Source organism: Micromonospora sp. NPDC049175 (assembly GCF_043197345.1).
Taxonomy (GTDB): domain Bacteria; phylum Actinomycetota; class Actinomycetes; order Mycobacteriales; family Micromonosporaceae; genus Micromonospora.
In genome coordinates this window covers 31,857-54,050 of sequence record NZ_JBICSY010000016.1, presented here as the reverse complement: position 1 = coordinate 54,050, position 22,194 = coordinate 31,857, and the positions used below count along the sequence as shown (strand labels likewise).

Annotated in this window: 20 protein-coding genes; 3 read left to right on the top strand and 17 right to left on the bottom strand. The window is 71.2% G+C overall.

All coding sequences use genetic code 11. The features are described from left to right. Positions 1 to 179: 179 nt before the first annotated feature. From atpD to glyA, 10 genes are all read right to left on the bottom strand, one after another. Positions 180 to 1,616, bottom strand: a complete 1,437-nt coding sequence (gene atpD / locus ACGFH8_RS34595) for a F0F1 ATP synthase subunit beta (RefSeq protein WP_393375783.1) — start codon at positions 1,614 to 1,616, stop codon at positions 180 to 182. Then, complete coding sequence (locus ACGFH8_RS34590; protein WP_393375781.1) at positions 1,616 to 2,545, bottom strand: F0F1 ATP synthase subunit gamma; 930 nt, start codon at positions 2,543 to 2,545, stop codon at positions 1,616 to 1,618. The genes atpD and ACGFH8_RS34590 overlap by 1 nt, the downstream gene beginning before the upstream one ends. Positions 2,546 to 2,549: 4 nt before the next feature. Further along, positions 2,550 to 4,202: a F0F1 ATP synthase subunit alpha gene (gene atpA, locus ACGFH8_RS34585; RefSeq protein ID WP_393375779.1), complete on the bottom strand. Its 1,653-nt coding sequence runs from the start codon at positions 4,200 to 4,202 to the stop codon at positions 2,550 to 2,552. A gap of 170 nt (positions 4,203 to 4,372) precedes the next feature. Continuing rightward, on the bottom strand, positions 4,373 to 5,194 hold the full coding sequence (locus ACGFH8_RS34580) for a F0F1 ATP synthase subunit delta (protein WP_393375776.1): 822 nt from the start codon (positions 5,192 to 5,194) through the stop codon (positions 4,373 to 4,375). Continuing rightward, on the bottom strand, positions 5,194 to 5,733 hold the full coding sequence (locus ACGFH8_RS34575) for a F0F1 ATP synthase subunit B (RefSeq protein WP_357373834.1): 540 nt from the start codon (positions 5,731 to 5,733) through the stop codon (positions 5,194 to 5,196). The genes ACGFH8_RS34580 and ACGFH8_RS34575 overlap by 1 nt, the downstream gene beginning before the upstream one ends. 26 nt (positions 5,734 to 5,759) lie before the next feature. Next, entirely contained in the window at positions 5,760 to 6,002 is a 243-nt protein-coding gene (locus ACGFH8_RS34570) for an ATP synthase F0 subunit C (RefSeq protein ID WP_357246371.1), read from the bottom strand. Positions 6,003 to 6,065: 63 nt separating this feature from the next. Next, positions 6,066 to 6,863 carry a F0F1 ATP synthase subunit A gene (gene atpB / locus ACGFH8_RS34565; RefSeq protein WP_393375773.1) on the bottom strand — a complete coding sequence of 266 codons (798 nt, stop codon included), beginning with the start codon at positions 6,861 to 6,863 and terminating at the stop codon, positions 6,066 to 6,068. 11 nt (positions 6,864 to 6,874) lie between these two features. Continuing rightward, complete coding sequence (locus tag ACGFH8_RS34560; RefSeq protein ID WP_357246376.1) at positions 6,875 to 7,111, bottom strand: hypothetical protein; 237 nt, start codon at positions 7,109 to 7,111, stop codon at positions 6,875 to 6,877. Positions 7,112 to 7,292: 181 nt separating this feature from the next. Further along, positions 7,293 to 7,718 (bottom strand): hypothetical protein, encoded by a 426-nt coding sequence (locus tag ACGFH8_RS34555; RefSeq protein WP_393375770.1) that lies wholly within the window; start codon positions 7,716 to 7,718, stop codon positions 7,293 to 7,295. Continuing rightward, positions 7,711 to 9,000: a serine hydroxymethyltransferase gene (gene glyA, locus ACGFH8_RS34550; RefSeq protein ID WP_393375769.1), complete on the bottom strand. Its 1,290-nt coding sequence runs from the start codon at positions 8,998 to 9,000 to the stop codon at positions 7,711 to 7,713. Before glyA ends, ACGFH8_RS34555 begins: the two co-directional genes overlap by 8 nt. Positions 9,001 to 9,035: 35 nt before the next feature. Here glyA and ACGFH8_RS34545 point away from each other — a divergent pair, with 35 nt between their 5' ends. Continuing rightward, positions 9,036 to 10,499, top strand: a complete 1,464-nt coding sequence (locus tag ACGFH8_RS34545) for an SDR family oxidoreductase (protein ID WP_393375767.1) — start codon at positions 9,036 to 9,038, stop codon at positions 10,497 to 10,499. Between the two features lie 409 nt (positions 10,500 to 10,908). Here ACGFH8_RS34545 and ACGFH8_RS34540 read toward each other — a convergent pair whose 3' ends face one another. The 4 genes from ACGFH8_RS34540 to prmC all read right to left on the bottom strand — a co-directional run bounded on the left by ACGFH8_RS34540 (position 10,909) and on the right by prmC (position 15,336). Beyond that, positions 10,909 to 13,023, bottom strand: a complete 2,115-nt coding sequence (locus ACGFH8_RS34540) for a transglycosylase domain-containing protein (protein ID WP_393375764.1) — start codon at positions 13,021 to 13,023, stop codon at positions 10,909 to 10,911. Between the two features lie 106 nt (positions 13,024 to 13,129). Then, entirely contained in the window at positions 13,130 to 13,741 is a 612-nt protein-coding gene (locus ACGFH8_RS34535) for a phosphotyrosine protein phosphatase (RefSeq protein ID WP_393375761.1), read from the bottom strand. Further along, on the bottom strand, positions 13,742 to 14,389 hold the full coding sequence (locus ACGFH8_RS34530) for an L-threonylcarbamoyladenylate synthase (RefSeq protein ID WP_088949923.1): 648 nt from the start codon (positions 14,387 to 14,389) through the stop codon (positions 13,742 to 13,744). It abuts the gene before it with no gap. Continuing rightward, a complete protein-coding gene (gene prmC, locus ACGFH8_RS34525) occupies positions 14,389 to 15,336 on the bottom strand; it encodes a peptide chain release factor N(5)-glutamine methyltransferase (protein ID WP_393375759.1) in 948 nt (315 codons plus the stop codon). The genes ACGFH8_RS34530 and prmC overlap by 1 nt, the downstream gene beginning before the upstream one ends. Before the next feature lie 74 nt (positions 15,337 to 15,410). On the opposite strand from prmC, the gene ACGFH8_RS34520 reads away from it, so the two are divergent. Then, the gene (locus ACGFH8_RS34520) at positions 15,411 to 16,958 is read left to right on the top strand and encodes a diguanylate cyclase domain-containing protein (protein ID WP_393375756.1); all 1,548 of its coding nucleotides are present in this window, start codon (positions 15,411 to 15,413) and stop codon (positions 16,956 to 16,958) included. Between the two features lie 51 nt (positions 16,959 to 17,009). On the opposite strand, the gene prfA is transcribed toward ACGFH8_RS34520, so the two are convergent. Then, on the bottom strand, positions 17,010 to 18,098 hold the full coding sequence (gene prfA / locus ACGFH8_RS34515) for a peptide chain release factor 1 (RefSeq protein ID WP_393375754.1): 1,089 nt from the start codon (positions 18,096 to 18,098) through the stop codon (positions 17,010 to 17,012). A 133-nt stretch (positions 18,099 to 18,231) separates the two neighbouring features. Beyond that, positions 18,232 to 18,456: a 50S ribosomal protein L31 gene (rpmE, locus tag ACGFH8_RS34510; protein ID WP_007464546.1), complete on the bottom strand. Its 225-nt coding sequence runs from the start codon at positions 18,454 to 18,456 to the stop codon at positions 18,232 to 18,234. Between the two features lie 275 nt (positions 18,457 to 18,731). Between rpmE and ACGFH8_RS34505 the strand changes: the two genes are divergently transcribed. Next, positions 18,732 to 19,628: an AAA family ATPase gene (locus ACGFH8_RS34505; RefSeq protein ID WP_393375752.1), complete on the top strand. Its 897-nt coding sequence runs from the start codon at positions 18,732 to 18,734 to the stop codon at positions 19,626 to 19,628. Between the two features lie 95 nt (positions 19,629 to 19,723). Here ACGFH8_RS34505 and rho read toward each other — a convergent pair whose 3' ends face one another. Further along, complete coding sequence (gene rho, locus ACGFH8_RS34500; protein WP_393375749.1) at positions 19,724 to 21,907, bottom strand: transcription termination factor Rho; 2,184 nt, start codon at positions 21,905 to 21,907, stop codon at positions 19,724 to 19,726. Positions 21,908 to 22,194 lie beyond the last annotated feature (287 nt).

Below are 22,194 nucleotides of genomic sequence, written 5' to 3'. Positions count from 1 at the left end.
CGAAAGGTTGCGAAGATCAACGCTCGTTCGGGTGAGCGTGCGGATAGAACGTATCTCGGGTTTTGGGTACGGACGACCCCGAGTAACGGACCGCGACGATGGTAAGACGCGAAGATGAACAAAAGACTGCCCCGGCGTGGCCGGGGCAGTCTTTTTGGTTGCGGGACGAATCGGGCTTGTCAGCCCTTCATCAGCTCCTCAGCCTTGCGCTCCAGGTCCTCAAGACCGCCGCACATGAAGAACGCCTGCTCGGGGAAGTGATCGTACTCACCCTCGCTGATCTTCCGGAACGCCTCGATGGTCTCCTTGATCGGGACCGTCGAGCCCGGTACGCCGGTGAACTGCTCCGCCGCGTAGGTGTTCTGCGAGAGGAAGCGCTCGATCCGCCGGGCCCGGGCCACGGTGATCTTGTCTTCCTCGGAGAGCTCCTCGATACCGAGGATGGCGATGATGTCCTGCAGGTCGCGGTAGCGCTGCAGGATCCGCTTCACCTCGGTGGCCACCTGGAAGTGCTCGGCGCCGACGAACTCCGGGGCGAGGATCCGGGACGAGGACGCCAGCGGGTCCACGGCCGGGTAGATGCCCTTGTCGGAGATCGACCGCTCCAGGTTGGTGGTCGCGTCCAGGTGGGCGAACGTGGTGGCCGGGGCGGGGTCGGTGTAGTCGTCCGCCGGCACGTAGATCGCCTGCATCGAGGTGATGGCCTGGCCCCGGACGGAGGTGATCCGCTCCTGGAGCTCGCCCATCTCGTCGGCCAGGGTCGGCTGGTAACCCACGGCGCTCGGCATACGGCCGAGCAGGGTGGACACCTCCGAACCGGCCTGCGTGAAGCGGAAGATGTTGTCGATGAAGAGCAGCACCTCCTGCTTCTTCACGTCCCGGAAGTACTCCGCCATGGTCAGCGCGGAGAGCGCCACCCGCAGCCGGGTGCCCGGCGGCTCGTCCATCTGGCCGTAGACCAGCGCGGTCTTGTCGATGACGCCGGACTCGGTCATCTCGGCGATGAGGTCGTTGCCCTCACGGGTGCGCTCACCCACGCCGGCGAACACCGACGTACCACCGAAGTTACGGGCCACTCGGGTGATCATCTCCTGGATGAGCACCGTCTTGCCCACGCCCGCGCCGCCGAACAGGCCGATCTTGCCGCCCTTGACGTACGGGGCGAGCAGGTCGATGACCTTGATGCCGGTCTCCAGCATCTCGGTCTTCGGCTCCAGGTCCGCGAAGGCCGGGGCCTTGCGGTGGATACCCCAGTGGTCGTCCGGGGTCAGGGTCTCGCCCTCTTTGAGGTTGAGCACCTCGCCGATCGCGTTGAACACGTGGCCCTTGACGGCGTCGCCCACCGGCACGGTGATCGGCTCGCCGCGGTCACGCACCTCAGCGCCACGAACCAGGCCGTCCGTCGGCTGCATCGAGATGGCACGGACCAGGTTGTCACCCAGGTGCTGGGCGACCTCCAGGGTCAGCGTCTTCTCACCGCCGGACAGGTTCACCGTCACGTTGAGCGCGTTGAACAGGGGCGGCATGGCGTCGCGCGGGAACTCGGCGTCGACGACCGGGCCGATGACCCGGACCACGCGACCCGTGGCCGTCTTGGTCTCTACTGGTGCAGTCATCACACTTCACTTCCCGACGCGGCCAGCGCGTTCGCGCCGCCGACGATCTCGCTGATCTCCTGGGTGATCCCGGCCTGGCGAGCCGAGTTCATCTCGCGCGTGTACTTCTCGATCATGTCTTCGGCGTTGTCGGTGGCGCTCTTCATCGCCCGCCGCCGTGCCGCCGACTCACTCGCCGCCGACTCGATCAACGCCGCGTAGATCCGCGTGTTGATGTACCTCGGCAGGAGCGCGTCGAGCAGCGCCTCCGCCTCCGGCTCGAACTCGTACGCCGGCAGCAGCCCCTCGGAGCGCGGCCGGTCCTCCACCTGCATCGGACCGATGACCTTGGTGACCGGGTTCTGCGTCATCAGCGAGTGGAACTCGGTGTAGACGATGTGCAACTCGTCGACGCCGAGCACCCCGTCCGCCCCGGCATTGCCGTCGGTGTCGTCCGCACCGGCCGTGAACGCCTTGATCAGCGTCTCACCGACGGTACGGGCGTCCTCGAACGACGGCTGCTCGCTGAACCCGGTCCAGTTCGCCTCGATCGGCCGGTTGCGGAACCGGTAGAACCCGACACCCTTACGCCCGATGACGTAGAGCACCGGCTCCTTGCCGTCCGCCTTGAGCCGCGCGACGAGCGACTCGGCCATCCTGATCGCGTTGGAGCTGTAGCCGCCGGCCAGACCACGGTCGCTGGTGACCAACAGGACGCCGGCCCGCCGCACCCGCTCGCGCGGGGTGAGCAGCGGGTGGTCGATCCGCGCGTTGGACGCCAGCGCCGTGAGCACACCGGTGATGGCCTGGGCGTACGGCAGGGACGCCTGCACCCGGGCCTGAGCCTTGGCGATCCGGCTCGTCGCCACGAGCTCCATCGCCTTGGTGATCTTCTTCATCGACTTCGCCGAGCGGATTCGTTGACGAAGAACGCGTACCTGGGCCGCCACGGGATCAGCTCTCGGCCGGGCGGTCGGTCGCGCCGTCGCGGAAGCGGGTCACCGTCTCGCGGTTCTCGTCGCCCTCAAGCGGTGCGGCCGGCGCGTCGTTGACCTTGCGCTCGTCGTCCTTGTTGAGGAAGACCTGCTTGAACTCGGTGATCGCCGCGTCCAGGGAGCCGACGATGTCGTCGCCCCACTGGTTGTCGGCGATACCGGCCAGCACACCCTCGTGCTTGTGCCGCAGGTACTGGAGGAACTCCGCCTCGAAGCGACGAACCTCGCCCACCGGGATGTCGTCGAGCTTGCCCTCGACACCGGCCCAGACCGAGACGACCTCCTGCTCGACCGGGAACGGCGAGTAGTTCGGCTGCTTGAGCAGCTCGACGAGGCGTACACCGCGGTCGAGCTGGGCCCGGGAGGCCCGGTCCAGGTCGGAGGCGAAGGCGGCGAACGCCTCCAGCTCGCGGTACTGCGCGAGGTTGAGTCGCAGCGAACCGGCGACCTTGCGCATCGGCTTAACCTGCGCGGCGCCACCGACCCGGGAGACCGAGGTGCCGACGTTGATCGCCGGGCGGACGCCCTGGTTGAACAGGTCCGTCTCCAGGAAGATCTGGCCGTCGGTGATCGAGATGACGTTCGTCGGGATGAAGGCCGAGATGTCGTTGGCCTTCGTCTCGATGATCGGCAGACCGGTCATCGAGCCGCCACCCAGCTCGTCGGAGAGCTTCGCGCAGCGCTCCAGCAGACGGGAGTGCAGGTAGAAGACGTCACCCGGGTACGCCTCACGGCCCGGCGGGCGACGCAGCAGCAGCGACACGGCCCGGTACGCCTCGGCCTGCTTGCTCAGGTCGTCGAAGACGATCAGGACGTGCTTGCCGCCGTACATCCAGTGCTGCCCGATGGACGAGCCGGTGTACGGGGCCAGGTACTTGAAGCCGGCCGGGTCGGACGCCGGGGAGGCCACGATCGTCGTGTACTCCATCGCGCCGGCCTCTTCGAGCTGGCCCTTGATCGAGGCGATCGTGGAGGCCTTCTGACCGATGGCGACGTAGATGCAGCGGACCTGCTTCTTCGGGTCGCCGGTGCGCCAGTTGTCCCGCTGGTTGAGGATCGCGTCCAGGGCGACGGTGGTCTTACCGGTCTTGCGGTCACCGATGATCAGCTGTCGCTGGCCCCGACCGATCGGGGTCATCGCGTCGATGGCCTTGATGCCGGTCTGCAGCGGCTCGAACACCGACTGGCGGGACATCACGTTCGGAGCCTGCAGCTCCAGCTCGCGGAAGCCCTCGTTGGCGATGTCACCGAGTCCGTCGATCGGCTGGCCGAGCGCGTCGACCACGCGGCCGAGGAAGGCGTCGCCGACCGGAACGGAGAGAACCCGCTCGGTGCGCTTGACGCGCTGCCCCTCCTCCAACTTGGCGGAGTCACCGAGAACGACGACACCGATCTCCCGGACGTCGAGGTTCAACGCCACGCCGAGCGTGCCGTCCTCGAACTCCAGGAGCTCGTTGGTCATGGTCGAGGGCAGGCCCTCGACGTGGGCGATACCGTCGCCGGTGTCGGCGACGGTGCCGACCTCCTCGCGGGAGACGTCGGACGAGTAGGAGGAGACGTAGCGCTCCAGGGCGCCGCGGATCTCCTCCGTCGAGATGGTCAGCTCGGCCATCCTCTGCTTCCTTAAAATTCAGGGGCCCGGGATACCAAGTACCAACCGGTCCGAATGGCGTCTGTCAATCCGGGCGCTGCGGCGGCGAAGCCCGCCCCAAACGCTGAGGCGGCGGAGCCACCGCATTGCTTGGGCGGCGAAGCCACCGCATTGCTGGACGGCGAAGCCGCTCAGCGCTTCGCGAGCGCGTTGCGGGTCTCGTTGAGGCGGCGCAGGATGGTGCCGTCGTACAGGTCGGAACCGACCCGCACGCTCACGCCACCCAGGACCTGCGGGTCGACCGTCTGCTTGACGGAGACCTCTCGACCGTATATCGCGGTGAGGCTCGCACCCAGTCGGCGCTCGTCCTCGTCACTCAACGGGGCCGCCACGATCACGTACGCCACCTGCCGGTCGCGTCGCTCGGCGGCGAGTTCGACAAGCCGGGTCAGCGCGCCGGTGAAGGAGCGCCCCCCGAACCCGCCGAGGGCCACCTCGACGAGGCGGACGGTGACCGGACGGGCCTTGTCGGCGAGCAGCTCGCGGGCCAGGGTGGCCCGCTGCTCGACCGGGGCGACCGGGTCGGCCAGCGTGTTGCTCAGTGCCGACTGACCCGAGACGACCTGGCCGAAGCGGAACAGCTCGTCCTCGACCTCACCCAGCTCGCCGGCTTTGTCGGCGCTGGCCAGCAGCGCTTCCACACCGAGGCGCTCGGCGCCCTCGAGCAACTCCGACGGTGCCGACCAGCGGCCGGACACCAACGCCACGAGCAGGTCGAGCGCGTCGGCGCCGATCCGGCCACCCAGCATGTCGCCGAGCAGGGCACCGCGGTCCTCGCCGGAACGAGCCGGCTCGGACAGGGCCCGGCGCAGCCGCGGCTCACGCCGCAGCAGGGTCGCCACGGAGAGGATGGCGTCGGCGGTGGAGGTCACCGCCGACGGCTCCGCGCCGCGGACGTACGCGTCGAGGCGCTCGGCCGCGACCTTGTACGACTCCCGGCTGGCGGCCTGCATCAGCGGGCCCCCGTGCTCTCGAGGCCGCTCAGGAACCGGTCGACGGTGCCCTTGCGTCGCGCCTCGTCGGCCAGCGACTCGCCAACGATCTTGCTGGCCAGGTCCACCGCGATGGTGCCGACCTCGGCACGCAGCTCACGCACGATGGTGGCCCGCTCGGCGGCGAGCGCGTCCTTACCGGCCTGGATGACCCGGTCGGACTCTTCCCGCGCCTTGGCGAGGATGTCCTGTCGGATCCCCTCGGCGTCGGCCCGCGCGTCGTCACGGATCTTGGCGGCGTCGGTGCGGGCCTCAGCGAGCTGGGCACGGTACTGCTCGAGCAGCTGGTTCGCCTCGGCCTGAGCGGCCTCGGCGCGCTTGATGCCGCCCTCGATCGCGTCGACCCGGGCCTGGAACGTCTGCTCCATGCGGGGGAAGACGAACTTGATCAGTACGAAGCAGAGCACGGCGAAGGCGACAACGCCGACCACGATCTCCTCGGGAATGGGGATGATCGGGTTGTGGTCTGACTCACCACCCTCAGCGGCGAGGAAGTACATGGGTGACCTCCCGGTCGACGAGCGGATTAGAGCTCTCCCTGCCAGATGAAGCCGAAGGCGATGCCGAACAGCGCGAGCGCCTCGATGACGGCGAAGCCGATCCAGACGTACGGCAGGGTCATCCGCGACGACTCGGGCTGGCGGGCGGTCGACTGGATGTAGGCGGCGAACACCAGACCAACGCCGATGCCCGGGCCGATGGCCGCGAGGCCGTAGCCGATGGCGGCGGTGCTGCCAACGACACCTTCTGCGGCGGCGACGTAATCCATTAGTGGTTCCTCCTGGTTATCACGCGTGTCTCTCACGCGGGACGACAACGGATGGTGCGTGGATCAGTGCTCTTCGGCGAGCGCGCCCTGGATGTAGCTGGCGCTCAGCACCGTGAAGACGTAGGCCTGCAGGACGATGACAAGCGCTTCGAGAAGGGTCAGCGCCACGGTCATCACCCAGGACACCACCGAGATCGGTGCCAGCCAGGCGTTGGAGCTGAGCATCGCGAAGCCGCCGAGCGTGAAGACCAGCAGGAGCATGTGGCCGGCGAACATGTTCGCGAAGAGACGAACGGCCAGCGAGAACGGCCGGATGATGAAGGTCGAGAACGCCTCGATCGGGATCAGCAGCGGCAGGATGTACCACGGTGCCGGTGGGATCAGGGCGTGCTTGAAGTATTTGACGAAGCCGTGGTGCCGGATGCCGATGTAGTTGAACAGCACGTAGCTGATCACCGCGAGGATCGCCGGGAAGGCGATGTGCGAGTTCGGCGAGATCTGGAAGAACGGGATGATCGCGAACGCGTTGGTCACCAGCACGAAGCAGAACAGCGTCGTGAAGTACGGAGCGAACCGCACGCCCTGGTGACCGATCATGTCGACCGAGATGTTGTTGCGCACGAAGCCGTAGATCGACTCGGCGAACCACTGCTTCTTGGTCGGCACCAGCTTCGGGTTCCGATAGGTCGCCAGGAAGAAGATGATCAGAACGCCGACCGCGATCCAGACCATCAACGTGAACTTGGTGAACCAGTAGGAGTCGTGCGCACCCCAGGGCAGGATGCTGGGCAGGTAGAAGTCCTCCTTGCTAGGTGGGAATTCTGCCTGGCCCGCTGCCAGGACGTTCGCCTGTCCGAACACCGCGTCCCTTCCTAAGTAGGCGTGCCGAGTCGGCGGATGACCAGGATGACTCCCCCGGCCATGCCGAGCACGAAGCCGATCCCGGTGGCGACGCCACCGGTGTCGAGCCACTGGTCGACCAGCCAGCCGATGAAACCCCACACGAGCATGCCTCCGATGAGGTAGCTGAGTGCGGTCCAGCCCTGACCGGCACCGGACGGATAATCGTCCGGTTGACCGGGGGGACGGGGGGTTTGGTCATCAGCCATGACGGGGCGAACGATATCAGCCGGGAAGACGAGGCTGTGCCTCACCCCCCGCACAACCATCGTTGTGTGGGCTTCTCGTGGGCGCCGTCGTCTGTGGGCACGCTACTCCCCTTCCGCCCGTCGGAAAATGACCGGAGGCCGACACATTGCGGCGAGTCCGCTGGTTGGGACGACCGCCGGGTCAGCCGCGCGGTCGGCGAGCGTGCACCGTGGTCAGCCACCAGAGGTGCACTGCTGTCCACACTGCCACCCCGACGACGATGCCAAGGCAAAGAGGGATCAAACCGGGCCACCCGGTCGACGCCACCGCCACCAGCACCGCACCCAACAGGCTGAACTTCAACACGTACAGGCCCAGGCCGAGCGGCAGCACCAACTGCGGGTTGATCTGGTCGGCCCGGGCCAGCACCACGGTGGTGAGCGTGTAGCTGAACACCGTGACGCCCACGCCGGCCGCCGCGCCGAGCGCGGCCGTCACACCGCCGGTCAACCCGCCCACCACCGCGGCGACCGCGGCGAGCGCCGCCGACGCGGCCAACAGCACCGGCAGGTGCCGCAGCCGCCACCGCCGGTCGGTGTCCGGCTCGACCACCCCGGGCTCAGCCACGGGGGTACGCCGGAAACGCCGCGACCAGCTCGGCCACCTCGGCACCGAGTCGGGTCAGCTCGTCGGCGCCGCCCGGCGCCCCGGGATCGGTGCGCACCGCGCGGGCGATCAGGGTGGCCACCTGCCGAAGCTCCCCCTCCCGCATGCCCTGGGTGGTGACGCTCGGGGTGCCCACCCGCAGACCGGAGGCCACCATCGGGGGCTGCGGGTCGTACGGGATGGCGTTCTTGTTGAGGGTGATCGACGCGGCGTCGCAGCGTCGCTCGGCCTCCGCGCCGGTCACCCCCACCTCGCGCAGGTCGATCAGGGCGAGGTGGGTGTCGGTGCCGCCGGACACCTGACGCATCCCCTCGTCGGCGAGCCCGGCCGCGAGCGCCTGGGCGTTGCTGACCACCTGCCGGGCGTACGTCTGGAACTCCGGTTGGGCGGCCTCGCGCAGGGCGACCGCCTTGGCCGCGACCGCGTGCATCAGCGGACCGCCCTGGGTGAACGGGAAGACGGCCTTGTCGATCCGCTGCGCGAGCGACTCCCGGCAGAGGATCATGCCGCCGCGTGGGCCGCGCAGCACCTTGTGGGTGGTGGCGCAGACGACGTCCGCGTACGGCACCGGGGACGGGATCGCCCGGCCGGCCACCAGGCCGATGAAGTGCGCGGCGTCCACCATCAGGTACGCCCCGACCTCGTCGGCGATCTCCCGGAACCGGGCGAAGTCGATCAGCCGGGGGTACGCGGTGGCGCCACAGATGATCAGCTTGGGTCGGTGCGTCCGCGCCAGATCGCGTACCTCGTCGTAGTCGATCAACTCGGTGTCCGGCCGGACCGGGTAACCGACCGCATGGAACCACTTGCCGGAGAAGTTCACCCGGCTGCCGTGGGTGAGGTGCCCACCGTGCGGCAGGTCCATCGCCAGCACCGTGTCCCCCGGCTGCACCAACGCGGCGTACGCGGCCAGGTTGGCGCTCGCCCCGGAGTGCGGTTGGAGGTTGGCGTGCTCGGCACCGAAGAGCTCCTTGGCCCGGGCGATGCCGATCTCCTCCGCCCGGTCCACCTCGGCGCAACCGCCGTAGTAGCGCCGGCCCGGGTAGCCCTCGGCGTACTTGTTGGTGAGCGTCGAACCGAGCGCGGCAAGCACCGCCGGCGAGGTCAGGTTTTCGCTGGCGATGAGCTGCAGGCCACCCCGCAACCGGTCCAGCTCGCCGAGGACCACCCCGGCGATCTCCGGGTCGGTGGCCCTGAGCTGGGCGAAATCCGGCCCCCAGAAGGTGCTCGTCTCGGTCTCCACAGCGAACGAGTCTAAGGGGCCGCAGACTGGACCTCGTGAGATGCCTCGTGACCGGAGCCACCGGATACATCGGCGGGCGGCTGACGCCGCTGCTGCTCGCCGAGGGTTACACCGTGCGGTGCCTGGCCCGGAAGGCGGTCCGGCTGCGCGACGTGCCCTGGGCCTCGGCGGCCGAGATCGTCGAGGGGGACCTGAGCCGACCGGACACGTTGCCCGCCGCCTTCGCCGACGTGGACGTCGCCTACTTCCTTGTGCACTCCCTCGGCCGGCCCGACTTCGAGGCGGCCGACCGGACGGCGGCGACGAACTTCGCGGCGGCGGCGCGCGCGGCCGGCGTACGCCGGATCGTCTACCTGGGCGGGCCGGAGCCGGCGTCCGAGGCCGAGGTCCCCTCCCCGCACCTGCGGTCCCGAGCCGAGGTGGGCCGGATCCTGCTGGGCAGCGGGGTGCCCACCGCCGTGCTGCGGGCCGCGGTGATCATCGGGTCCGGCTCGGCGTCGTTCGAGATGCTGCGATACCTGACCGAGCGGCTGCCCGCCATGATCACCCCGCGCTGGGTCCGCAACCGGATCCAACCCATCGCGGTCCGCGACGTGCTGCGCTACCTGGCCGGCTGCGTCGCGCTGCCGCCGGAGGTCAACCGGGGCTTCGACATCGGCGGACCGGACGTGCTCACCTTCCGCGAGATGATGCAGCGCTACGCCCTGGTGGCCGGGCTGCGCCGGCGGATCATCGTGCCGGTCCGCCCGCTCACCCCGTCGCTCTCCTCGCACTGGGTCGGCCTGATCACCCCGGTGCCGAACGCGATCGCCCGCCCCCTGGTGGAGAGCCTGATCCACGAGGCGGTCGCGCACGAGCACGACATCGCCAGGTACCTACCCGACCCGCCCGGCGGGCTGACCGGCTTCGACGACGCGGTGGCGCTCGCGCTCGCCAAGGTCCGGGACGCCCAGGTGGAGACCCGCTGGTCGACCGCGAGCGGCCCGGACGCGCCCGCCGAGCCGCTGCCCAGCGACCCGGAGTGGTCCGGCGGCAGCGTCTACACCGACGTGCGCGAACGGGCGGTGGACGCCCCACCGGCGGCGCTCTGGCGGGTCATCGAGGGGGTCGGCGGCGAGCACGGCTGGTACTCGTTCCCGCTCGCCTGGTCGGTCCGCGGCTGGCTGGACCGTCTGGTCGGCGGGGTCGGGCTCCGTCGGGGCCGACGCGACCCGCACCGCCTCCAGGTCGGTGAGGCGCTGGACTTCTGGCGGGTCGAGGAGATCGTCCCCGGTGAGCTCCTGCGACTGCGCGCCGAGATGCGGCTTCCCGGCCGGGCCTGGCTGGAGATGCGGGTGCTGCCCACCGACGGCGGGCGCAGCCGCTACCAGCAACGCGCGGTCTTCCTGCCCCGCGGGCTGAGTGGCCACGCCTACTGGGGGTCGGTCGCCCCCTTCCACGCGGTGGTCTTCGGCGGCATGGCCCGCAACATAGCCCGCAACGCCGAACAAGCCCCCTAACGCGCCACCTCCCCGCGCCACCTCCCCGCCCCACCTCCCCGCCCCGGCTCCCCGCCCCTGCTCGCCGCCCCCACCCTCCCGCGCCCCGAAAGCCCGTCCCCGCACCCCGCGCCCCGGCACGCCCGGCGCCCCGCACCCCGCACCCCGGCACGCCCGGCGCCCCGCACCCCGCACCCCGGCACGCCCGGCGCCCCACACCCCGCACCCCGGCACCCCCACACCCCGCGCCCCCGCGCCCCCGCGATCTTGCACTTTCTGTCGCGACAAAAGCTGCATATGCGAACCAATCAGCAACACAAAGTGCAAGATCGGCGCGGGGCGGGCCGGGCCGGGCGGGGCGGGCCGGGGTGGGGCGGGGTGGGGTGGGGTGGGGTGGGTGGGGTGGGGTGGGGTGGGGTGGGGTGGATGGTTAGTTGCCGGTGCGGGCTCCGGTCAGTTGGAGGGCGGTTCGTTCGCTCGGCGGGACGAAGTCGCGCACCGGTTGGCCGCGCAGGGCTGTGGAGAGCACCTCGCCGACCGCGTCCACCATCCGGGCCTGCACGGCCTGACCGACCGCGTCGCGGGGGTCGTCCGGGTTCGCCGCCATCGAGGCGATCGCGAGCTGCGGCGTGAACGCGACGACAGTCTCCGTCTCGTACCGTTCCGAACTGCCGGTCTTGCCCGCCACCGGCCGGCCGAGCCGCGCCCGCAGCCCGGGTGCGGTGGCACCGTCGCAGCGCCCGTACATCGACTGGTCGCCGACCGGGCAGCGAGCCGCGTCGGTGGCCGCCCGAGCGACGTCGACGTCGAGCACCTGGCGGCAGTCCGGTTTGGCGGCGTCGACCGGCCGGCCGCCCGCGTCGGTGATCGACACCACCGGCAGCGGCGCGCACCAGGTCCCCTCGGCCGCCACCGTGGCGTACGCGGTGGCCAGGTCCAGCGGCGTGGTCGCGGCGACGCCCAGGGTGAACGCGCCCCAGTCCTTCGCGCCGTACCGGGCCAGTCGGGCGTCGGCGTCGGCCCGCAGCACGATGCCGAGTCGCTCGGCCATCTCCACCACCCGGTCGGCGCCGACCTTCTCGGTCAACCAGGCGAAGTACGTGTTCACCGACCGGCCGAACGCGCTCCACATGGTGCGCGGGCCATCCATCGAGGACGGGCTGGCGTTCGAGGGGCACCAGTGGCCGTCACAGCTCGCCTCCCCGGTCACCGGGAAGCGGGTGAGCAACTGGGTGGGCGCCACGAAGTCGGTCGACAGCGGCAGGCCCGCCTCGAGCGCGGCCAGCATCGTGAAGAGCTTGAACGTCGAACCGCCCTGGTATCCCTCGATCGCACCGCCGCCGCCGATCAACTGGTTGACCGTGTTCGGGCGGTTCTTCTGCCCGACGGGGTTGTCCCGCACGCTGTAGGTGCGGTTCACCGACATCGCGAGCACCCGCCCGGTGCCCGGTTGCACCACAGCGGTCGGCACCGCCTCGGCCGCCGACGGCTGGTAGATCTTGCGTACCTGCTCGGTGGTGGCCCGCTGCACACCCGGGTCCAGCGACGACACGATCGAGAACCCGCCCCGACGCAGCGCGCGCTGCCGCTCGTCGGCGGTCGCCCCGAACGCGGACTGGCTGCTCCACCAACGGGTGAACCAGTCGCAGAAGAATCCCCAGTCGTTGAGCGCCTCGGGCACCGCCGTGCAGTCGTTCGGGGTCGCGCTCGGCCGTAGCTGCAGTGGCTCGGCCCGCGCCGCCGCCGCCGCGTCCGCCGACACCTGCCCCGACTCCACAAGCCGCTCCAGCACGTACGACCGCCGCGCCAACGCGCTGTCGGCGTCGCCGTTGATCGGGTCGTCGCTGTCCGGCGACTGGACCAGACCGGCCAGCAGCGCCGCCTGGGCCAGGGTCAGCTTGGCCGGTGACCGGGAGAAGTAGCGCTTGCTGGCCGCCGCGATGCCGTACGCCCCGGCGCCGAAGTAGGCGATGTTGAGGTAGCGGGTGAGGATCTCCTCCTTGTCGAGTTCGCGTTCCAGCGCGAGCGCGTACCGCATCTCCTGGAGCTTTCGGGCGGTGGTGACCTCGGTGGCGGCCACCCGCTGCGCCTCGGTCAGCCGGGGATCGCTGCTGAGCACGTTGCGGACGTACTGCATGGTCAGCGTGGAGGCGCCCTGCCGGGTCTGCCCGTCCCGCTTGTTGACGGTGAACGCGCGCACCACGCCCCGCAGGTCGACGCCGCTGTGCTTGTAGAACCGGACGTCCTCGGCGGCCACGATGGCCTGGCGCATCACCTGGGCCACCTCGCGCAGCGGCACGTCCACCCGGTCCTCCTGGTAGAAGGAGGTGATCAGGGTGGTGCCGTCGTTGGCGTAGAGGTTGGAGCGCTGCGCGGTGGGCGGCGTCCGCAGTGTGTTCGGCAGCTCCGCGTACGGCGTCGACAGGGCGCTGAAGCCGATCCCGAACACCAGGGCCACCGGTAGGGCGGCTGCGGCCAGCACGAGCCCGGCCAGCACTCCGGCGATCACCACGGTCAGCAGTTTGTCGAGATGGGCCCGGATCATCAGCTCTCCCCGCAGGAGCCGGTCACGCTAGGACCCGTTCAGAATGACCCGGAACGCCGCTTTCGCCCCGGGTTTTCCCCAAACCCGGAGGAAACTCGCACCGCGCTCAGGGCAGCAGTGCCCCGGCCAGCGGGTGAACCGCCTCCTCGATCTCGTCGGCGACCCGGCTGAAGCACTGGTCCCCACGGCCCCACGGGTCGTCCAGATCGTCCGTGGCCAGCGCCGACGCGCCCAACCGGGCGTCGTGGGCCGCCGCCACCAGGGCCACCCCCCGGGCGTACACGGCCTCCGGGGTCGCGTCACCCGGCGGCAACGCGGCCGCGTCCACCGCGGCCAGCAGCCGACCGAACTCGCCGAGCACGAACGTGCGGGCCGCCGCGTCCGGCCGCAACGCCACCACGTAGTCCTGCTGGTCGGCGGTGGCGGTCAGCACCAGGTCGGCGGCGTCGATGTGATCCGACCGCAGCTTGCGCGCCGTGAACCCCTCGACCTCCCCACCACGGGCGGCGACCTGCCGGGCCGCCGGCGGATTCATCTCCTCGCCCGCGTGCCAGCCACCCGTGCCGGCGCTGTGGCTGTGCACCAACCCGTCGGCCTGGGCCGGGTCCTGCGCGCGCCGCGTCAGCCGCTCCCGCACCGCGAGAGCGAGCAGCCGCTCGGCCATCGGGGAACGGCAGATGTTGCCCATGCAGACGTGCAGGACCGTGAACGGGGGCACTCAGACCGCCCGGCCGTCGATGAGGTCCGGCACCACGTCGCGCAGCTTCTCCAACGGGATCGCCCCGGCCCGCAGCAGTTGCGGCACCTCGCCGGTCAGATCCACGATCGTGCTGGGCACCGGGTCCGGGCAGGGCCCGGCCTCCAGGTAGGCCCGCACCGAGTAACTGAGCTGGTCGCGTGCCTCCTCGGCGGTCACCGCGGCGGGCTGGCCCGTCTTGTTGGCCGACGAGACCGCCATCGGGCCGGTCTCCCGCAGCACCTCCAGGGCCACCGGGTGCAGCGGCATCCGCACCGCCACCGTGCCCGTCTTGTCGCCCAGGTCCCACTGGAGGCTCGGCGAGTGCTCGACCACGATCGTCAGCGCACCCGGCCAGAACGCCTCCACCAGGTCCCGGGCGGCAGTGGGCAGCGAGAAGACCAACCCGTCCAGGGTGTGCCGCGAGCCGATCAGCACCGGCGGCGGCATCTGCCGACCCCGGCCCTTGGCATCCAGCAGTGCCTTGACCGCGTACGGGGTGAACGCGTCCGCGCCGATCCCGTAGACGGTGTCCGTGGGTAGGACGACAAGCTCGCCGTTCTTGACCGCCTCGATGGCCGCAGCGATGCCGCGGTCCCGATCGGCGGGCGACCGGCAGTCGTAGAGCATCACGAGGAGTCAGTCTGCCACGCCACCCCGATCGGGGCGTGCTGGCCGTCCGCCCGTCGGGACGCGGTGGCGTAACGGGGACGTCCGGTGAGGTCCAGATGCGCCGTGACAGCCGTGAACCCGCCGTCCTCGGCCAGCAGCGCGGGGACCGCCGCGCCGTGGGTGTCGTCGTGCTCCACCCCGAGAACACCGCCCGCGCGCAGCAGCACCGCCGCCCGGCTGACGACGGGACGGATCACCGCCAGACCGTCTGCGCCGCCGAAGACCGCCTCCGCCGGATCGTGCCCGGCCACCTCCGGCGGCACCACCACGTCGTCCGGCACGTACGGCGGGTTGCAGAGCAACACGTCCACCGAGCCGACCAGCTCCGCCAGCAGGTCCGGCGCGGTCACGTCCGCCTCGACCACCTCGATCGGCCGGTCCCCCGCCCCGGCCCGCTCCGCCGCGTTGCGCCGCAACCAGGCCAGCGCCTCCGGGGACCGCTCCACCGCGATCACCCGCGCCCCGGGCAGCTCCTGAGCCACCGCGAGGGCGACCGCGCCCGAGCCGCTGCAGAGGTCGACCACCACCGGGTCGGTCCGGCCCCGGGCCTGCTCGACACCCCAGCCGGCCAGCAGCTCCGTCTCCGGCCGAGGCACGAAGACACCCGGGCCGACCGACAGGTCGAGGTGCCGGAACCCGGCCCGGCCGGTCAGGTGCTGCAACGGCTCCCGCGCGGCACGCCGACGCGTCAGACCGTCCAGCCGCGCCACCTGCTCGCCGCTGAGGTCGTCGGCGAGCGCCAGCCGACCACGGGGCACCCCCAGCACGTACGCGGCCAGCACCTCGGCCTCCACCCGGGCCGAGCCGACCCCGGCGGCGGCGAGTGCGCGGGCCACCCGAGCCACCGCTGCGGACGGGCGGACGGGGCCTGTCCCTTCGGGGGGGTGTTGCGGCAGAGTGGTCACGCGATAATCATGATGCGTCGCGGGCGGCGCGACCAACGGGTGCGCGGACGGCGCACACGACAGGAGGTTGGCGGGTGGGCTGGCTCGACCGGGTCGATGACCAGGTTGACGCCCTCATGCGCGCCCGGGCACTGCAGGAGGCCAGCCGCTCCGCGGAGTCGTACGTCCTGCTGGAACGTGTGATCCGCACCACCACCGACCCGGCGGCGCGGGCGGACGCGATGGTGCAGCGCCTCTCCGCACTGATCAATCTCGGTCGGACGGCGGAGTTCACCCGGGCCATCGAGGAGGCGTCGGCGGCCGTCCGCGATCTCGCCGAGCCGTACCTGCACGGCCACCTCAACGCGCTCGCCGCCCTCGCCGCACACCACCAGGGCGCACTTGACCGCTGCGTCACGCACCTCGTCCGAGCCGCCCGCGCGCTGGGCGCCGTCGAGGACCCGGACCGGGACACCGCCTGGGGCTGGCACGACCTCGCCATGGCGTACAGCTACCTCAGCTTCCACGGGTACGCCCTGGGCGCCATCGAACGGGCCCGGCAGCTCGGGCTCGTCGCCGGGATCCCCGAGGAGACGTTCGCCGCGCCGGGCATCCGGCTGCGCAACGCCGTCGCCCTGGACCACAACGGCGACAGTGACGGCTGCCTGCGGGTGCTCCGGGACGTGGCCGCCGACCTGGCCCGCTTCGTACGCTCCGGGCGGGCCGGCCGGCTGCGCCCGAGCAGCCTCGCCGCGTACGGCTACGCGGCGGCCCGCCAAGCCGCGCTCGGTGACGAGGTGGAGACGGGCGGGAAGTCCGAGCCGGCCCGCCTGATGAGCCACGGTGGGGACAGCTCCCGTGCCCGCGACATGCGTCAGCTCGGGCAGGTGTGCCTCGCCGTCGCGGCCGGACGGCCGATCGAGGCGGTCACCCGGTTGGACACCATCCACGTGTCCAACGAGACACTCGGGGCGGCCGAGCCGGCCCGACTGCGCAGCATCGCGCTGGCCCGTGCCGGCGACCACGCGGCGGCGCACCGGGCCGACCGACTGGCGTTCCGGCTCGCCGCCCAGCGCAACGATCGGCTGCGCGACGTCTACATCGACGGCATCGCCGCACGGATCGACCACGAGGAGATGCGTCGCGAAGCGGCGCGGTTCGAGGGCGAGGCGTTGACCGACCCACTCACCGGGCTGCCCAACCGACGCCGGTTGGAGCGCTACATCACGGCGGTGGTCACCCGAGGCGACCGGGTGGTGATCGGTGTCTGCGACCTGGACGGCTTCAAGGCGGTCAACACCCGCCACGGGCACCACTCCGGCGACCTGGTGCTCCAACGCGTCGCCGGAGTCATCAACCGGGTGATGCGCCGGGGTGACTTCGTGGCCCGCTACGGCGGCGACGAGTTCGTGGTGGTGCTGCCGGACACCGGCATGCACGAGGCCACCGAGGTGGCCCGCCGGATCGAGGCCGCCGTCCGACTCGAAGACTGGGAGTCACTGGTGCCGGGGACCCCGGTCGGGGTGAGCATCGGCTTCGCGGAGGTCTCCGGCGGCGGCGGGTTGCGAGACGCGCTCAGCGTCGCCTTCGAGCAGGCCGACCGGGAAATGCTCCGCGCCAAGTCCCGCCCCCGCGCAAGCTGACCGCCCGCGCACCCGCGGCGGCGCGTCCGGCCGGACGGCCGCCGGGTGCGGTCAGCGGCGGGTCAGTTCGGTGTCGCCGGCCAGTCGGGCTGCGCGGTCGGCCTCGGCGAGCGCGTCCAGCACCCCGTCCAGGTCGCCGGCGAGCGCCAGGTCCAGGTTGTACGCCGTGTAGCCGATCCGGTGGTCGCTGATCCGGTTCTGCGGGTAGTTGTAGGTGCGGATCCGCTCCGAGCGGTCCACCGTACGCACCTGCGCCTTGCGGGCGTCCGAGGCGGCGGCGTCGGCCTGCTCCTGGGCGGCGGCGAGCAGCCGGGCCCGCAGGATCCGCAGGGCCTGCTCCCGGTTCTGCAACTGGGACTTCTCGTTCTGGCAGGAGACGACGATGCCCGTCGGCAGGTGGGTGATCCGCACCGCCGAGTCGGTGGTGTTCACCGACTGGCCACCCGGGCCGGACGAACGGAACACGTCGATGCGCAGATCGTTCTGGTCGATGGTGACGTCGACGTCCTCGGCCTCGGGCAGCACCAGCACCCCGGCGGCGCTGGTGTGGATGCGGCCCTGCGACTCGGTGACGGGAACCCGCTGCACCCGGTGCACGCCGCCCTCCCACTTGAGTCGCGACCAGACGCCGTTGCCGCCCTCCGGCACACCCTTGGTCTTGATCGACAGGGAGACGTCCTTGACCCCGCCGAGGTCGGAATCCTGCGCGTCGATCACCTCGGTGATCCAGCCGTGCCGCTCGGCGTAGCGGGTGTACATCCGCAGCAGGTCAGCGGCGAAGAGCGCCGACTCCTCGCCCCCCTCACCGGCCTTGATCTCGACGATCACGTCCTTGGCGTCGTGCGGGTCGCGTGGGATGAGCAGCTCGGCGAGGCGCTCCTCGAGCGCGGGCACGGACCCGGCGATCGACTCCGCCTCGCCCGCGAACGACGGGTCCTCGGCAGCCAACTCACGAGCCGCGGCCAGGTCGGCGCGGGCCTGCTCCAGCTCACCGGCGGCCTTGTGCAGCGGCACCAGCTCCGCGTAGCGGCGACCCACCCTGCGCGCGGTGGCCTGGTCGGCGTGGATGGCCGGATCGGCCAACCGCTTCTCCAGCTCCGCGTACTCGTCGAGGAGGCCGGCCAGACGCTCGCTGCTCATGCTGCGGATGCTCCTTCGACGGTGCGACGCCGGCCGGGCCGGGCCGAAGGCCGGCCGCCGGGTGCGTAACAGGGCACAACGCGTACGGCGCCCGCGTCCGGTGGGAAACCGGACGCGGGCGCCGAACGAGGAGTTACTTGGCCTTCTTGGCCTGAACCTTGGCGTACTTCTGCTGGAACTTCGCGACCCGGCCGGCGGTGTCGAGAACGCGCTGCTTACCGGTGTAGAACGGGTGGCAGGCGCTGCAGGTCTCGACGTGGATCGCCCCGCCCTTGGCGGTGCTGCGGGTCGTGAACGTGTTGCCACAGGAGCAGCTGACCTCGGTGGTCACGTACTCCGGGTGGATGTTTGCCTTCATCTCGCCTCGGTCCTCTCGTTGGTGGTCGCCGGGTCGCCGTCATCACTCGTCGCGCCGTACACGACGGGCTCGGGCGTGAACCGGAACCGGTGGCCGATTGACAAGTGTGCCATGGGCCGGAGCCGACCCGGTAATCGGGCCGCACACCTCGTCCGGCATCGTCAACACGTGCTCCCCCATCCGCATTCCCGCTGCCCGACGGGGCATTCGCCCACCCGGCGGGCCGCCGCCGCGTACCCCGCCGGGGGTACGTCCACGACGCCGCGGGGACGCCGATGACCCGCCTGATCGCCACCCGGGGACTGCCCGCCTCGGGCAAGACGACATTCGCCCGTACGCTCCAGCCGTCCGTGGTCCGGGTCAACCGGGACGACCTGCGCCGGATGCTGCACGGCGAGCGGCTCTTCACCCAGTGGGCCGAGGCCCAGGTGACGGTCGTCCAGCGGGCCCAGGTCGAGGCGTTGCTGCGGGCCCGGGCGGACGTCTGCGTGGACGACACGAACCTGCGCTCGCGGACCCTGCGCGACTGGGCTGAGCTGGCCGCCCGGCACGGCGCGGAGTTCGAGGTGCACGACTTCACCGACGTGCCGCTCGACGAGTGCCTGCGCCGCGACGCCGCGCGCCCGCCCGCCGACCAGGTCGGCGCGGAGGCGATCCGTCGGCTGCACGAGCGGTACCTCGAGGGGCGGACACTGCCGTTGCCGGTGCCACAGGCCCGCACCGGACGCCCCGCCGCCGTGCACGCACCGTCGGCCGCGCCACCCGAGATCGTCCTGGTGGACATCGACGGCACCGTCGCGTTGGCCGTGTCCCGCAGCCCGTACGACATGACCAGGGTGGGTGAGGACCAGCCGAACACGGCGGTGATCGCGGCGGTCCGGGCGATGCACGCCGCCGGGTACGGGGTGGTCTTCTGCTCCGGCCGGGACGCCTCCGCCCGCGCGGCCACCGAGGAATGGCTGGCCCGGCACGTCCGGGTCCCGTACCTCGGTCTGCACCTGCGTGCGGTCGGCGACTCCCGGAAGGACTCGATCGTGAAGCGGGAGATCTACGACCGGGAGATCCGGGACCGTTACCGGGTGGCCGGCGTCTTCGACGACCGCGTCCAGGTGGTGCGGATGTGGCGAGCGCTCGGCCTCACCGTCTTCCAGGTGGCCGACGGCGACTTCTGAGCCGGGCCACGGCGAGGGCGGGCGACCGGCGGGACACGACGAAGGGGCACGGCCATCGCGGCCGTGCCCCTTCGTCGTCGGTCAACCGGGACCTGTTACTCCCCCGGCGTCGACTTCGCGATCTGCATCAGGAACTCGATGTTGGTACGGGACTGCTTGAGCCGGTCCAGCAGGAGATCCATCGCCGCCTGCGAGTCCAGCGAGTGCAGCACCTTCCGGAGCTTGTGGATGATGGCCAGCTCCTCGGGTGCGAGCAGGACCTCTTCCTTACGCGTACCGGACGGGTTGATGTCGATGGCCGGGAAGGTCCGCTTGTCGGCGATCTTCCGGTCCAGCTTCAGCTCCGCGTTGCCGGTGCCCTTGAACTCCTCGAAGATGACCGTGTCCGCCATGGACCCGGTCTCCACGAGCGCGGTGGCGATGATGGTCAACGACCCGCCGTTCTCGATGTTGCGGGCCGCGCCGAGGAAGCGCTTCGGCGGGTAGAGCGCCGTGGAGTCGATACCACCCGACATGATCCGGCCGCTGGCCGGAGCCGCCAGGTTGTACGACCGACCGAGCCGGGTCACCGAGTCGAGCAGCACGACCACGTCGTGTCCAAGCTCGACCAGACGCTTGGCCCGCTCGATGGCCAGCTCGGCCACGGTGGTGTGGTCCTGCGGCGGACGGTCGAACGTGGCCGCGATGACCTCGCCCTTGATCGACCGCTGCATGTCGGTGACCTCTTCGGGCCGCTCGTCCACAAGCACCACCATCAGGTGGCACTCCGGGTTGTTGCGGGTGATCGCGTTCGCGATCGCCTGCAGCACCATCGTCTTACCCGCCTTCGGCGGCGACTGGATGAGTGCCCGCTGGCCCTTGCCGATCGGCATGACCAGGTCGATGACCCGGGTGGTCAGGATGTGCGGCTCGGTCTCCAGGCGCAGGCGCTCCTGCGGGTAGAGCGGGGTGAGCTTGTAGAACTCCGGACGACGCCGGGCCTCCTCCGGCTCCATCCCGTTGATCGTGTCCAGCCGCATCAGCGGGTTGTACTTGTCGCGCCGCTGGTCACCGCTGTTGCCGCCCTCGCGGGCCGCCCGCACCGCGCCGGTGATCGCGTCACCGCGGCGCAGGCCGTACTTCTTGATCTGGGACATCGAGACGTACACGTCGTTCGGGCCGGCCAGGTAACCGGTGGTCCGCACGAAGGCGTAGTTGTCGAGCACGTCGATGATGCCGGCCACCGGGACGAGCACGTCGTCCTCGCTGACCTGCGGCTCACGCCCACCGGTGTCGGTGCCGGTCTCGGTGCGCTCGCCGCGCCCGCGGCGACGGTCCCGGAAGCGGCTGCGCCGGCCACGCCGGCCGCCGCCCTCACCGTCATCGTCGTCGTTGTCCCGCTCGGCGCGCTGACCACGATCGTTGCGATCGCCCCGGTCGTTGCGGTCGTTGCGGTCGTTGCGCTCGCCCCGGTCGGAGCGCTCCGTGCGCTCCGTGCGCTCGTTGCGCTCGCCGCGCTCGGCACGATCGCCCCGGTCGTTACGCTCGCCCCGGTCGGTGCGGTCGGTGCGGTCGGTGCGCTCGGTGCGCTCGGCACGCTCGCCCCGGTCCGCACGCTCGGTGCGCTCCGGACGGTCGGTCCGCTCGGTCCGCTCGGTCCGCTCCGGACGCTCGGTGCGCTCGGCACGTTCCGGACGTTCGGCCCGCTCGGCCCGCTCGGCCCGCTCGGCCCGCTCCGGACGCTCGGCCCGCTCGGCACGTTCCGGACGTTCGGCCCGCTCGCGGCGGTTCTCGCCACGGTCGGCCCGCTCGCCGGCTTCCGCCTCGTCGGTACGCGTCTCGGTCGGACGTGCCGTCTCGGTCGAACGCGCCTCGGACGGACGCGTCTCCGCCGCTGCGGCCCGGCTCCGCCGGGTGCGACCACGGCCCTCGGTCTCGGTGGCTGGCTCGGCCGACGCCGGCTCGGCGCCACGCCCTTCGGCGGCCGGCCGCTCGGCGGTCTCCCGCACCTCGGCGCGCACCCCCTCCCGGGTCGGGGCGGCCGCGGCGGCGACCTCGGCCCGCGGTCGAGGGGTCCCGGCGGCGTTGCCGCCCTGCCGCTCGGAGATCGCGGCGATCAGCTCGCCCTTGCGCATGCGAGCCGTGCCGGAGATGCCGAGCGACGCAGCCAGGCTCTGCAGCTCTGGCAGCAGCATCGCCGACAGACCGGTGCCGCTACGCCGACGACGGGCGGGAGCGGCGGCGGTGGCATCGCCAGCGACGTTGGAAACATCCGACGTCACGTCGGTGGTGTCGCTCAATGGAATCCTTCCCTCGATAAAGGCCGGGACTGCCCGGAGTCGGAACTCAGGTGGCCGGGCGGCCTCGGTGCACCCGCCTCGCAAGGACGCGTCGCGGGAGTCTGTGACACAGCAGCCGGTCGGTATCCCGACTCACCAACGTCGGTGAGCAGGTCTCGCCGTCTGCGGCGACCTGTGGAATCTGCGGTGCGGCGTAGGCCTTTGGCAGGGGTGTGACGGGCTGACCGCCGAGAGCTTCGGGGGTGCGCCGCCTCGCAGGAGATCGCGTGCTTCGCGGCTGTGCTAGG